General features: G+C 62.3%; 11 protein-coding genes. 5 read left to right on the top strand and 6 right to left on the bottom strand.

Features of this window, described 5'->3' with window-relative positions; genetic code table 11:
- Nucleotides 1–28 precede the first annotated feature (28 nt).
- Nucleotides 29–706 carry a TetR family transcriptional regulator C-terminal domain-containing protein gene (locus MOV76_RS10345; protein ID WP_018243269.1) on the top strand — a complete coding sequence of 226 codons (678 nt, stop codon included), beginning with the start codon at nt 29–31 and terminating at the stop codon, nt 704–706.
- Between the two features lie 5 nt (nt 707–711).
- On the opposite strand, the gene MOV76_RS10350 is transcribed toward MOV76_RS10345, so the two are convergent.
- The 3 genes from MOV76_RS10350 to MOV76_RS10360 form a co-directional block, all read right to left on the bottom strand.
- Nucleotides 712–3,279, bottom strand: coding sequence for an HWE histidine kinase domain-containing protein (locus tag MOV76_RS10350; RefSeq protein ID WP_247264462.1), 2,568 nt, complete (start codon nt 3,277–3,279; stop codon nt 712–714).
- Nucleotides 3,276–3,812, bottom strand: coding sequence for a biliverdin-producing heme oxygenase (locus MOV76_RS10355; RefSeq protein WP_026188502.1), 537 nt, complete (start codon nt 3,810–3,812; stop codon nt 3,276–3,278). The genes MOV76_RS10350 and MOV76_RS10355 overlap by 4 nt, the downstream gene beginning before the upstream one ends.
- Nucleotides 3,813–3,953: 141 nt before the next feature.
- Entirely contained in the window at nt 3,954–4,853 is a 900-nt protein-coding gene (locus tag MOV76_RS10360) for a LysR family transcriptional regulator (RefSeq protein WP_112904733.1), read from the bottom strand.
- 102 nt (nt 4,854–4,955) lie between these two features.
- Between MOV76_RS10360 and MOV76_RS10365 the strand changes: the two genes are divergently transcribed.
- Entirely contained in the window at nt 4,956–5,978 is a 1,023-nt protein-coding gene (locus tag MOV76_RS10365; protein WP_247264463.1) for an NAD(P)-dependent alcohol dehydrogenase, read from the top strand.
- 113 nt (nt 5,979–6,091) lie between these two features.
- Here MOV76_RS10365 and MOV76_RS10370 read toward each other — a convergent pair whose 3' ends face one another.
- Complete coding sequence (locus MOV76_RS10370) at nt 6,092–6,502, bottom strand: rhodanese-like domain-containing protein (RefSeq protein WP_018243264.1); 411 nt, start codon at nt 6,500–6,502, stop codon at nt 6,092–6,094.
- 70 nt (nt 6,503–6,572) lie between these two features.
- Here MOV76_RS10370 and ftrA point away from each other — a divergent pair, with 70 nt between their 5' ends.
- The 3 genes from ftrA to prfH all read left to right on the top strand — a co-directional run bounded on the left by ftrA (nt 6,573) and on the right by prfH (nt 9,599).
- The gene (gene ftrA / locus MOV76_RS10375) at nt 6,573–7,574 is read left to right on the top strand and encodes a transcriptional regulator FtrA (protein ID WP_018243263.1); all 1,002 of its coding nucleotides are present in this window, start codon (nt 6,573–6,575) and stop codon (nt 7,572–7,574) included.
- A 233-nt stretch (nt 7,575–7,807) separates the two neighbouring features.
- The gene (locus MOV76_RS10380) at nt 7,808–8,998 is read left to right on the top strand and encodes an RNA ligase RtcB family protein (RefSeq protein WP_247264464.1); all 1,191 of its coding nucleotides are present in this window, start codon (nt 7,808–7,810) and stop codon (nt 8,996–8,998) included.
- On the top strand, nt 8,985–9,599 hold the full coding sequence (gene prfH, locus MOV76_RS10385; protein ID WP_247264465.1) for a peptide chain release factor H: 615 nt from the start codon (nt 8,985–8,987) through the stop codon (nt 9,597–9,599). The genes MOV76_RS10380 and prfH overlap by 14 nt, the downstream gene beginning before the upstream one ends.
- A gap of 107 nt (nt 9,600–9,706) precedes the next feature.
- Here prfH and preA read toward each other — a convergent pair whose 3' ends face one another.
- A complete protein-coding gene (preA, locus tag MOV76_RS10390; protein ID WP_018243262.1) occupies nt 9,707–11,020 on the bottom strand; it encodes an NAD-dependent dihydropyrimidine dehydrogenase subunit PreA in 1,314 nt (437 codons plus the stop codon).
- Between the two features lie 15 nt (nt 11,021–11,035).
- A complete protein-coding gene (locus MOV76_RS10395) occupies nt 11,036–12,397 on the bottom strand; it encodes an NAD(P)-dependent oxidoreductase (protein WP_247264466.1) in 1,362 nt (453 codons plus the stop codon).
- Between the last annotated feature and the right edge of the window lie 215 nt (nt 12,398–12,612).

Consider the following 12,612-nt stretch of genomic DNA (forward strand, 5'->3'; position numbering starts at 1 on the left):
GTCCCCAACCCAAATTTGAGCGAAGAAGTTGAATTTCAAGGGGAAACGACAGCCTGTGACCATACCGAGAGCAGCGAAAACCCTGAGGCGGACGCGAATCCAGGAGGAGAAGGAAGAGCAGATCCTGGAAGCGGCGCTCGACGTGTTTTCGGCAAGCGGCTTCCGCGGCTCGACCATCGACCAGATCGCCGAAGTGGCCGGCATGTCGAAACCCAACCTGCTCTATTACTTCCGCACCAAGGAAGCCATGCACCGGGCGCTGATCGACCGGGTGCTCTACACCTGGCTGGAGCCGTTACGGGCCTTCGACGCCGAGGGCAATCCCGAAGCGGAAATCCGTAGCTACATCCGTCGCAAGCTGGAAATGGCGCGCGACTTTCCGCGCGAAAGCCGGCTCTTCGCCAATGAGGTGCTGCAGGGCGCGCCGCATATCGAGGACGAGCTGAAGGGGCCGCTGAAGGAGTTGGTCGATGAGAAAGCCGAGGTCATCCGCGCCTGGGCGAAAGCCGGCAAGATCGTCAAATGCGATCCCTACCACCTGATCTTCTCCATCTGGTCGACGACGCAACATTACGCCGATTTCGACGTCCAGGTGCGTGCCGTGCTGGGGCAGGAACATTCCGGCGAAGGGCGTTTCGAGGATGCGGCGCGGTTTCTGGAACAGCTCTTCATCGGCGGGCTGCGACCGGATCCCCTTGGCGGCTGAGAGTTTTACCCTCTCCTCGGAAGCGGCACCCGGGCAAGAATATCCGTCACGCCTTCCATCGTATAAGGCTTCTGTAGCACAGGCGCGTCCGAGTGGCTGTTTGCCTGGGCGATGCCTTCCCCATACCCCGTGGCAAAAACGAAGGGCACGCCATCGGCTGCCAGCCGGTCGGCAATCCCGAAACTCGTCTCATCGCCAAGATTGACATCGAGAAGCGCCAGATCGAAGGACTGGCCGGCGAGAATTTCCATCGCCTCAGTGACACTTGGTGCCGTTGCTACGTCGGCGCCCAGGCGGCGCAGGATGTCTTCGCCATCCATGGCGATGATCAGATTATTTTCCACCAGTAGCACGTTCAGGCCGGAGAGCGGCTGATCGTCGGGAATCGTCTTGCGTCCGGTCGCTCCGACCGGAAGCGGATTTGACCGTTCGCTCGTCGGGCCGACGACATGTCGCGCCGGAATAGAGAAATCGGCCTCGAGCCCATCCTCGACGTAGCGGACCTCCGCCTTGCCGCCAAGGTCATAGGGGATCGAGCGGCGGATGATGGTCGAACCGAAGCCATGACGTTTGGGTTCGACGACGGGCGGGCCATCCTTTTCGCGCCAGCCAATGCGCAGATTACCCTCGTCGTCGCGATGCCAGCGGAGTTGGACCGTGCCGCTGCCGGTACCGGAAAGGCTGCCATATTTGGCGCTGTTGGTCATCAGCTCATGGAAGACAAGGGCGGCGGTGGAAAAAGCCTGCGGTTCCAGCAGCACGTCCTCGCCGCCCATCTGAATGCGTTGCGCATTTTTCCCCAGATAGGCGGCGGTCTCTGCCAGCAGCAATTGCCGGAGCGAAGCGGGCGCCCAATGATCGCGGGTGATCTGGTCATGGGCGCGGGCGAGCGACTGGATGCGGCCCTCGAGCTGGCGAATGTAATCGCCAAGGCTGACCGACGTTGCCTGCGACTGCCGAATGATGCCGGTGATGAGGCTCAATATGTTGCGGACGCGGTGGTTCAGCTCGGCGATCAGCAATTCCTGACGCTCGTTTGCCGTCTGGCGCGCCATGCTGACCTCGTCGGTGAGGCGCAACACCACCTCGATCAATGTGACGCGGATGGTTTCGGCGACACGGCGCTCTGCTTCCGTGAAGGGGAGGGAGCGGCCACGCACCAGTTCCGACCAGGCCTCGAAACTCTTGCGCGGTGTCAGCCGCGGGCCATTGGGCCCGTATTCCACCGGCTTGTGCGGGTCGCCGCCCCAGCGAACGGTGCGCACCAATTCCTGACGGAAAAGCACGACATAATCGCGCGGCGATCGTGAGATCGGGATGGCGAGCATGCCTGCCACCGCATCGTCGACCTCAAGATCCGGATAGGTTTCCGCGAGCCTGTCCACGGCGTAGATGCGGCCGGCGGCGTTGCGGTTGAGGTGTCGGACGAGGGCTGCGAAACTTCTCTCATCCGGCCCGATGCCGGCAAGTGCCAGCCGGCCGTTGATCCAGACGCCGATCCCGTCGGCAGGAATGGCGTCGGCGAGCGCCTCGATCAGCCAAGCCGGATCGTCGAGCAGGCTGGCATTGTCTGCGACGGAGGTGAGGAGCCGGTCGGCGATGCGGCGCGCCTTTGTCTCGTAATCGAGAGCCAGTCGCCGTTCGCGGCTTTCAAGGCGCGAGGCAAACATCTGGCCGAAGAGTTCGGCGGTGGAGCGGCTTTGGGCCGAAGGCAGACGTGGACCGTAGTGATGGCAGGCAAATAGCCCCCAAAGCTTCCCGTCGACGACGATCGATATGGAAAGCGAGGCGCCAACGCCCATATTTTTCAGATATTCGATATGGATCGGCGAGACTGAACGCAAGACCGACATGGAGAGGTCGAGCGGCTGGCCGTGCTCGTCGAGCGGCGGCAGGATCGGGACCGCGATGGCGTCGACATCGGCAATGATGCGGAACAGGTTGCGCAGATAAAGCGCGCGCGCCTGTATCGGAATGTCGGAAGCCGGATAGTGCAGCCCGAGGAACGATCCGATGCCTGCCCGGGCGGCTTCCGCCACCACTTCGCCGGAACCGCTTTCGTCGAAACGGTAGACCATGACCCGATCGAAGCCGGTGAGCGCCCGCGCCTGTCTTGCGCCTTCGCGGAAGAAAGCTTCCAGTGTTTCCGTGTGATCGAGGCGGGACATCATGCTGCGCATGGAGAGCGACGCAGCGTCGTGCCGGTCTTCCTGGCAGCGCTCGCCTTCGATGATGACCTGACCTTCGTTCAGATGCACGGCAAGGTCGAACCTGTTTTGATCGGGCGTCAGAGCAATGCCGAAAATACGCTCGACGACGTCGGAACCGCGCAGCGTGGTAAGTTTGTTGCGGATTGCGTGGAGTGCTTCGGGGCTGATCAGAGAGATAACGGGACGGCCGAGCGCATTGGCCTCTGTCACTCCGAGAAACTCCGCCAGATTTGCGGAGGCGCGGATGACAATCCAGTCTGAGGATACCGCCAAGAGAAAGCCGAAGGGCTGGACCGAGCCGAGCTGGTGGATCGGCTCACGGTCGCAATTGGTGAGATCGACGGGTTCGTGCGTGCCGCTCATGGGACGGCTTCCAGTTCGACTTGCCCCGCTTTGAGGAAGAGATCGAAGACATCGCGGGCTGCGGCGACAGCAGCACCGGGATCGTCCACCTTGCTCGCGTCAAGACGATCCATGAAAAGCCGCATGGCGCCCTTCGGCCCTTGCGGGCTCAAGTAGCTGCTGGGCAAGTGGTCAGGCACGGCCTTGGCGAGCAGCGCGCCGCCGAGCTTGGAGCCCTCAAGGACATAGGCGGCACCCCAGACTGCCGCTTCGCAGCGCAATGCCGGTCGCGGAAGCGGTACGGGCAATCGATCATCGAGTTCCCTTATATCGGCGGCCAGCAGATGCGCGCGTCTTCGTTCCGGCCAGTCCGGCAGCAGGCTGTTGATTCCGGCTTCCTCAAGCGCATGTTCGACTGATGGTACGACCCGGGCATGCGCGCGCAGGAACGCTTTGTAATCCTGGGTGCGTGAGAGGTTGAAACTGCCGAAGAGGGTGTCGACCGCGGCGTGGCAATCTGCAGTTTGTGCGCGGAGGGCGCTGCGAAGTGACATGCTGACGTTTTTCCGAGTGATATGGCCGCCGCCCAAAAGGGACGACGAACTAGCGGATATACTGCGGCATCGCGTTATTTCCAGAGAAACGCCTAGGAATAACATGGGTTTCTCGCCGCTCGCAGACGCGCGGCGAGCGCTTCAGCCCATCATTGCCGGCAGCCCCGCGGCGAGCGTATCAATCGCGAGCCGCACCTTCGGCAGCATCACCGGGGAGCGCAGCCAAACGGCATGGGCATCGAAGACATTGGCCGGTTCATGCTTCAACACCTGAATGAGCCGGCCCGCCAGCACCTCCTCGCGGACCAGCCAGCAGGGCAGCCAGGCAAGACCGCGCCCGGCGACGGCCGCATCGGAAATCGAAGCGAGGTCGTCGAGCCGCAGTCGCGCCTTTGGCGCCAGCCGCCGCCCGGGATCGGCTGCAGTCGGAAAGATCCAACCCTTGTCATCGTCGCCCCGCCTGTAGACGATGCCCTCATGCTGGGGAATATCGAAGACTGTCTGCGGTGCGCCATGTTTTTCCAGATAGGCGGGCGATGCGCAGACGGTCATGCGCTGGCGGGCGATCGCCCGGGCCATCAGATCCGGATTGTCCTTCAGCGGTCCGTTGCGGATGACAAGATCGAAGCCGTCCTCGAGCAGGTCGACGATGCGGTCGTTGAAGGAAAGGTCGAGTTCGAGGTTCGGGTGTTCATCGAGCAGGCGTGCGAGAATCGGCGCGATGCAATGGCGGCCGAAGAGCACGGGCATCGAGATGCGCAATCGGCCGCGCACATCGCGCCGGCCGGATTCCAACATGGCTTCGCCCAGGCGGATTTCCTCGACCGCCCGCAGGCAGCGCTCGTAGAAGAAGCGGCCTTCCTCGGTCAGGCTCTGCATGCGCGTCGTACGGTTGAAAAGCCGCACGCCGAGACGCTGCTCCAGCCGTGCGATGGTCTTGCCGACGGCCGAGCGCGTGAGGTGGAGCCGCTCGGCAGCAGCCGAAAAGCCACCGGCCTCGACGGCTTCGACAAAGATCGAGATACCCTTCAACTGTTCCATTTGTTTCCTTTTTGGAACCATTCTGGAGAGTTAATATCGCAACTGGTGCGAAATATTCAACGATATGGTTTCGGCTCCCTGCAATGGACAAGGAGCAAGACAATGCAGACAACACGGCAATGGCAGATCGACACGATCGGACCGGAGCGCCAGGTGACGATCGGCGAGCGGAGGCTCGAGCCGATTTCGGGAAACAAAGTTCTGGTCCGGACGGAAGCCGTCTCGCTCAATTTCCGCGACCGGCTGGTGCTGGAGAGCGGCATGGGGTTGCCGCTGCAATTTCCCTTCGTACCAGCTTCCGATATGGCGGGGGTCGTCGAGGCGGTCGGACCCGAAGTCAGCCGTTTCAAGCCGGGCGACCGGGTCATTTCGACGTTTTCGCCCGACTGGATCGACGGACGCGGGTTGGGCGATGCGCGCACGCCACCCTACAAGACACGCGGCGGCTTCTATCCCGGCGTACTCTCGCAATATACCGTGCTTTCCGAGGAGTGGTATTCACACGCGCCTGACACGCTCGATGCGGCGCAGGCGAGCACCTTGCCCTGCGCCGGGCTGACTGCCTGGTTCGCACTGATCGAACGCGGCGGTCTGAAGGCCGGCGACAAGGTGCTGGTGCAAGGCACCGGCGGCGTGGCGCTCTTCGGTCTGCAGATCGCCAAGGTGCATGGTGCGGAGGTCTTCATCACATCAGGCAGCGCCGAGAAGCTCGGGCGCGCCGCTGCCCTCGGCGCCGATCACGTGATCAACCGCCATGAGGGCGACTGGGTCGAACAACTCTATCAATTGACCGGCGGCTATGGCGCCGATCACGTGCTTGAGATCGTCGGCGGCCCGCATCTCGGCCAGGCGCTGAAGGCGGTGGCGATCAATGGCCGCATTTCCGTTATCGGCGTGTTCGAGGGGCTCGAGGTTTCCGGCCCGGCCGGCCCGCTGTTGCTCAAGGCGCCTGTTGTGCAGGGCATTTCCGTCGGCCATCGCCGTGCGCTGGAAGACTTGGTGCGGGCAATCGACCAGACCGGGCTGAAGCCCGTGATCGACAAGCGCTATGCCTTCGACGAATTCCCTGAGGCGCTCGATCATCTCTATCGCGGGCCTTTCGGCAAGGTGGTCGTCGAGTTCTGACGGTCGCGATTTTCCCTTCTCCCTGCTGCATAAAATTATGCCGCAATTCAAAGTGCGACAGCGCCGCGCGTCTGAAAAGATGCGCGGCGCTGTCGGTGGAGAAGGGAGGCTGCTCAGGCGGCAGCGGGAACGCCCTCTTCGAAGGCGAAGCCTTCATCGGCCCAGCCGGTCATGCCGCCGATCATCAGTTTCACCGACAGGCCGAGGCGGGAGAGGCGAAGTGCGGCTTTATCTGCGCCGTTGCAATGCGGGCCGGCGCAATAGACGACGAAAAGCGTGTCGGAGGGCCAGGCCGACATGCGGTGCGCAGTCATCTTGCCATGCGGCAGGTTGAGGGCGCCGGGAACGTGGGACTGTGCAAAGAGCGTCGGCGAGCGCGCGTCGAGCAGAACGAAATCGACCTTGCCCGACGCAAAGGCGGCGTGGACATCGGAGCAATCGGTCTCGAAGGCAAGCTTGGCTCCAAAATGGGCGGCGGCGATTTCAGCGGCGGCGGCGGGGATTTCTGCGACAGGGCTTGGCATTGCGATTTCCTCTTGGGTTCGAATTGCCGCCTGGTATCGCCGATGCTAAAGCTTTGCGAAATTGGCCATCATGACTGACAGCGTAAAGATCATGCCAAACTCATCGCCACAGCAGACGAAAGGACCGCTGGTCGCAGCGCTTGCCTATGACGGGCTCTGCACCTTCGAATTCGGCATCGCCTACGAGGTCTTCGGCCTGCCGCGCCCGGAGATGGGTGAGGATTGGTATCGCTTCTCGGTCTGCGCCATCGAGCCGGGGCCGCTTCGCGCTGCGGGAGGGCTGACGGTCGCGGTCGACAAGGGCCTGGAGGTACTCGATGAGGCGGACCTGATCGTCGTGCCCGGCTGGCGGGCAATCGATGCGCCGGTACCGGCACCACTCGGCGCAGCGCTCAGGGCAGCGCATCAGCGCGGCGCGCGCATCATGTCGCTCTGCTCGGGTGTTGCGGTTCTTGCCGGATCGGGGCTGCTTGCCAACCGCAGGGCGACGACACATTGGCGCTATGTCGCCTCGATCGCCGCACGTTATCCCGACATCAGGCTTGATGCCGACGTTCTCTACATGGACGAAGGCAGCCTGCTGACGGCGGCGGGCAGTGCGGCCGGCATCGATCTTTGCCTGCATGTGGTGCGCGGCGATTTCGGTTCGGAGGCTGCAAACAGCGTAGCAAGACGGCTCGTCGTGCCGCCGCACCGCGAAGGCGGACAGGCGCAGTTCATTCACGCGCCGGTTCCCGAGGAGCGCGAGGGCATCCGCTTGGGGCCGCTGATCGAATGGATGCGCGAAAGCCTGTCCGAGGACCAGCCGATCAGCCTGCTTGCGAAAAGAGCCGGCATGAGCATGCGCACCTTCCAGCGGCGCTTCGAAGCGACAACGGGTGTCAGCGTCGGCGAATGGCTGCTCACGGAGCGGCTGCGGCATGCCCGCGATCTGCTGGAGAGGGAGCTTGCCGTTTCGCTCGACGATATCGCCGCCGCCAGCGGCTTTGGAACACTGGCGACGATGCGCCATCATTTCCGCAGGCGACTGGGGACGAGCCCCAATGCCTATCGGAAGTCATTCGGCGGTTAGAGCATCCCATGCTTGCATTTCTTTGCCACTTCACTTAAAGGGGCGCTCTCGATTGTTTCTGGAAAGGGAGCGCCACGATGACAAACATCTCAGTACGCCCCGAGAGGGTTTCGGCTTAACTCGGCCAACGGGCCGATGAATGCCGGTTGAACATCGCCATTTTGGCGATGAAAGACCACTCACATCCAGAGTTCATTATCATGGGCAATTCCATTGGGAGCGGAAGCTCTCCGATGACGTCGTCGGCACATCCGGCAGTCATCAAACATTTCTTTTCCGGTAGCGCCTGGATCGAAGGCGCCGCTTTAGACCAACTTGACGAAATGTCACGGCTGCCGGGTGTTTTGGAAATCGCCGCCTTTCCGGATCTGCACCCCGGAAAATATGGTGCGACCGGCGTGGCATTGTTGTCGTCCCAGCTGCACCCGCTGTTGATCGGTAACGATATCGGCTGCGGCATGTCGCTCTTCGGCCTGGACCTGCCTTTGCGCAAGCTGAAGGTCGACAAGGCGGCGGAACGGCTTCGCCGGCTTGAGGCGCAGGCGATCGGAGATGTCTCCGACCTGCTTGCGCAGGCGGATTTGCCCACCGATCTGGCACCTAACGCTCTGGGCACGATCGGTGGCGGCAATCATTTTTGCGAATTGCAGGCGGTGGAAGATCTTGCCGATGGTGGATCTGCTACCGGCATCGACGATCAGGGGCTCTATCTACTGGTTCACTCCGGTTCGCGGGCTCTTGGCGCCACTGTATTTTCGGAGACGGCGGCCGGTCATCCAAGGCTCGTTGACGGTCTCGACCCCGGTTCGGAGGCCGGTGCCGCTTGGCTTGCGCATCATGACAGGTGCGTAGCCTGGGCATCACTGAACCGTCAGCTGATCGCGGCGCGGGCTGCCGCGGCGCTTCGGGCCGATCTGCGCCTCATCACCGACGTGCCGCACAATCTCGTTCGCCCGTCCAATCGTGGTTTCGTGCACTACAAGGGCGCGGCGGCGGTTGGAGCCGGCGAACTCGCGCCGATTGCGGGATCTCGTGCAAGCCTCAGCCATCTGGTCCTTGCGACCTCAGGCGTTGTCCGCTCGCTGGGCGGCATCTCTCACGGGGCCGGTCGCAAATACGACCGCGCCACCATGCACGGGCGTGTCGGCCGCAATCGGTCCGAACGAGAACAACTGCTGCGCAATTCCTGGGGCGGTATCGCCATCTGCGACGATCGCTCCCTTGTCGTCGAGGAGGCGGCCTCCGCATACAAGGATGCTGAGCAGGTGGTGACTGATCTGGAAAACGAGAGCCTTGTCGTCAGGCACGCCAGCTTGCGGCCACTTGTCACCTTCAAGAAGGCCGTTGACGAAGCGGAGGTCGAGCAGCGCCGGCGAAAACCTGAATATCGCAGGGAGGGAGGGCGTGGCCATGAGCGCTATTGATCTTCTCATTACCTCAGGCAACGGTCCGGCGGAATGCCGCATGGCGCTCACTGCGCTTCTCGGCATAATCGAGCGGGAGGCTATCCGGTTTGATTGCTCTTTCGAGACCAGCCTTGGCCCGACGCCGGATCAACACGGTGCGAAGTCGGCGATCGTCAGCTTGGACGGTTCCGAGGCGGAGCGGATCGCCAGTGACTATTGCGGTACGATCCGGTTCACCTTCAAGAGCCCGATACGTTCGGGCCACAAACGGCAGAACTGGTACGTGGCTGTTCAGCGTATCGATTCACAACCAGATGGTGGCGAGGTGACGATCAATCCGGCGGACCTGCGTTTCGAGACGCTGAGAGCGGGCGGACCGGGTGGACAGCACCAGAATACGACTGATAGCGCGGTTCGCGTTCTGCATCGGCCGACCGGTCTCGTTGTGACGGCGCGCGACGAGCGCTCCCAGCACCGCAACAAAGCCTTGGCGCTCCGGCGTCTTGAGGCGATGTTGCGCCATCTCGAAGTGGAGAAGCAAGAGGCGGCCAAATCCGGACGCTTCATCGCCAACCGAACCATCGAGAGAGGCAACGAAGTTAGGAGTTTCAAGCTGTAATCCGCAATCGTATGGACTGACCACAAATAGCAAACGGCGCCCTTCCGTGAAGGGCGCCGTTTTCACAAGTCACGACATGCCGCAGATCTCCGCGGCGTTGCAGATCCTTACTCCGCCGCCTGGCGCGCCATCGGGTTGTTCGGGTGCGTCGTCCAGTTGGCGTAGTTGGGGTCGACGACGCGGCCGGTGCGCTTATCGAGAGTGCCGGCGGGAAGCTGCTCCATGGTGATGCAGTTCTCGACCGGACAGACGCTGACGCAGAGATTGCAGCCGACGCACTCCTCGTCCATAACCTCGAAATGACGAGCGCCGTCGACGAAGTTGGTGATCGCCTGGTGCGAAGTATCCTCGCAGGCGATGTAGCAGCGGCCGCATTTGATGCAGGCGTCCTGGTCGATCTTCGCCTTGGCGATGTAGTTGAGGTTCAGATACTGCCAGTCGGTGACGTTGGGGACGGCGCGCCCGGTAATGTCGTCGAGGCTGCGGTGGCCTTTTTCGTCCATCCAGTCGGAGAGGCCAGTGATCATCTCCTGGACGATCTTGAAGCCGTAGGTCATCGCCGCCGTGCAGACCTGAACGTTGCCGGCCCCGAGTACGAGGAATTCGGCCGCGTCCCGCCAGGTGGTGATGCCGCCGATGCCCGAGATCGGCAGGCCGTAGGTTTCGGGATCACGGGCGATCTCGGCCACCATGTTGAGCGCGATCGGCTTTACCGCCGGGCCGCAATAACCACCATGGCTGCCCTTGCCGCCGACCGTCGGGTTGGGGGCGAAGTTGTCGAGATCGACGGAGACGATCGAATTGATCGTGTTGATCAGCGACACGGCATCGGTGCCGCCGGCCTTGGCGGCGCGGGCGGGACGGCGGACATCGGTGATGTTGGGCGTCAGCTTGGTGATGACGGGCATGCGGGTGTACTGCTTGCACCAGCGCACGACCATCTCGATATATTCCGGCACCTGGCCGACCGCCGACCCCATGCCGCGCTCGGACATGCCGTGCGGACAGCCGAAATTGAGCTCGATGCCGTCGGCGCCGGTCTCTTCGACCAAGGGTAGGATCGCCTTCCAGGCCTGCTCCTCGCAAGGCACCATGATCGAGGCGATCAGTGCCCGGTCCGGCCAGTTCATCTTCACCTGCTTCATTTCGCGAAGGTTGGTGTAGAGGTCGCGGTCGGTGATGAGCTCGATATTGTTCAGACCGAGCAGGCGGCGGTCGGCGCCCCAGATCGCGCCGTAGCGCGGGCCGTTGACGTTGACGACGGGCGGGCCTTCCTCGCCCAGCGTCTTCCAGACCACGCCGCCCCAGCCGGCCTTGAAGGCGCGCTCGACATTGTAGGCCTTGTCGGTCGGCGGCGCAGACGCCAGCCAGAACGGGTTCGGGGATTTGATGCCGACGAAATTATTGCGGAGATCAGCCATTGTTCATTCTCCCCTTCAAGCAACCGCGACAGCCTGAGCGGCTGCTGCGGACAGGGTGCGATGGATGGATTCAGCCGCGTCGCGACCGTGGGCGACGGCGGAAACCGTGAGATCTTCACCACCGAAGACGCAGTCGCCGCCCGCCCAGACGCGGTCGAGCGAGGTATGGCCGTCGCCATCCACGGCGATGCGGCCGGATTCCATGCGCAACGAACCGAGTCCAGAGGCGTCAAAGGTCTGACCGATCGCCTTGAAGATCTGGTCGGCGGCAATGACACCGGTCTCGCCGGTGCCGACCAGGCGGCCTTCGAGAATCCTCGTATATTCCACCTCGATGGCGGCGACTTTGCCGTCCTGTGACAGGATCGATTTCGGCGCCAGCCAGTGGCGGATGATGACACCCTTGGAGCTAGCCAGATCCTGCTCGAATTCGGAGGCGTTCATGTGTTCCTTGCCACGGCGGTAACAGATCGTCACCTCCTCGGCGCCGAGCAGCTTTGCCTGCACGGCAGCGTCGATCGCCGTCATGCCACCGCCAAGGACGACGACGCGGCGGCCGACAGCGATTTCGCTCTTGTGTTCGGCCTGACGGAGAGCCGCGATGAAATCGACGGCGTCGTCGACGCCTGCGAAGTTCTCGCCCTCGATGCGCAGCGCATTGACGCCGGCAAGGCCGATACCGAGGAAGACGCCATCGTATTGCGCTTCCAGATCGGAAAGCGAGAAATCGCGGCCGAGACGCTGCCCATGCCGGACCTCGATGCCGCCGATCGAGAGGACGTAGTCGACTTCCTTCTGGGCGAAGTCGTCGACGGTCTTGTAAGTGGCGATGCCGTATTCGTTGAGGCCGCCGGATTTTTCCCTGGCATCATAGATTGTGACGGAATGGCCCTTCACGGCCAGGCGATGGGCGGCGGCAAGGCCGGCTGGGCCTGCACCGACAACGGCGATCGTCTTTCCGGTCGGTTCGGCCCGGGCATAGAACTGCTTGCCGGCCTGCATGGCGGCATCGGTCGCATAACGCTGCAGGCGACCGATCTCGACGGGCCGCTCCTCGGCCGTGTTGCGCACACAGGCCTGTTCGCAGAGTTCTTCGGTGGGACAGACGCGGGCGCACATGCCGCCGAGGATGTTCTGGTCGAAGATCGTCTTTGCCGAGCCGATCGGATTGCCGGTCGAAATCTGGCGGATGAACAGCGGAATGTCGATCGAGGTGGGACAGGCCGTCATGCACGGCGCGTCATAACAGAAATAACAGCGGTCCGCGGCGACCAGCGCCTCGTGATTGTCGAGGCGCGGATGAAGATCGGAAAAATTAGCCTCATACTCGGCGGGCGAAAGCCGGCCGGCATGAATCCCAGTTTCCAGTCGTTCCATTGAAGTTCCCTCATTATTGGTAAACGGCCTGTGAGGGAAAGCGTAACTCAGGTTTAAAAATTTATCAAACGGTAAAATTTTGACGATTTTCTCTTGCCGTCACGCCAGTAATCCGCTGTTTTTGCTGGGAGAATTTATTCGGTCTGCATCGGTGAAACGGCTGAGCGCGCGCCGAGGGAAGGGCATCCGAAAAAAGATTCAAAAAAGTCGAATTT

It is taken from the genome of Rhizobium sp. PRIMUS64 (genome assembly GCF_023006465.1).
GTDB classification, from domain to species: domain Bacteria; phylum Pseudomonadota; class Alphaproteobacteria; order Rhizobiales; family Rhizobiaceae; genus Rhizobium; species Rhizobium leguminosarum.

Bases quoted from the DNA above. Each gene is read 5' to 3' on its own strand.
- MOV76_RS10365 (WP_247264463.1), top strand. From the start codon at position 4,956: ATGCAGACAACACGGCAATGGCAGATCGACACGATCGGACCGGAGCGC.
- ftrA (WP_018243263.1), top strand. From the start codon at position 6,573: ATGACTGACAGCGTAAAGATCATGCCAAACTCATCGCCACAGCAGACG.
- MOV76_RS10355 (WP_026188502.1), bottom strand. From the start codon at position 3,812: ATGTCACTTCGCAGCGCCCTCCGCGCACAAACTGCAGATTGCCACGCC.
- MOV76_RS10360 (WP_112904733.1), bottom strand. From the start codon at position 4,853: ATGGAACAGTTGAAGGGTATCTCGATCTTTGTCGAAGCCGTCGAGGCC.
- MOV76_RS10380 (WP_247264464.1), top strand. From the start codon at position 7,808: ATGACGTCGTCGGCACATCCGGCAGTCATCAAACATTTCTTTTCCGGT.
- prfH (WP_247264465.1), top strand. From the start codon at position 8,985: ATGAGCGCTATTGATCTTCTCATTACCTCAGGCAACGGTCCGGCGGAA.
- MOV76_RS10395 (WP_247264466.1), bottom strand. From the start codon at position 12,397: ATGGAACGACTGGAAACTGGGATTCATGCCGGCCGGCTTTCGCCCGCC.
- MOV76_RS10370 (WP_018243264.1), bottom strand. From the start codon at position 6,502: ATGCCAAGCCCTGTCGCAGAAATCCCCGCCGCCGCCGCTGAAATCGCC.
- MOV76_RS10350 (WP_247264462.1), bottom strand. From the start codon at position 3,279: ATGAGCGGCACGCACGAACCCGTCGATCTCACCAATTGCGACCGTGAG.
- preA (WP_018243262.1), bottom strand. From the start codon at position 11,020: ATGGCTGATCTCCGCAATAATTTCGTCGGCATCAAATCCCCGAACCCG.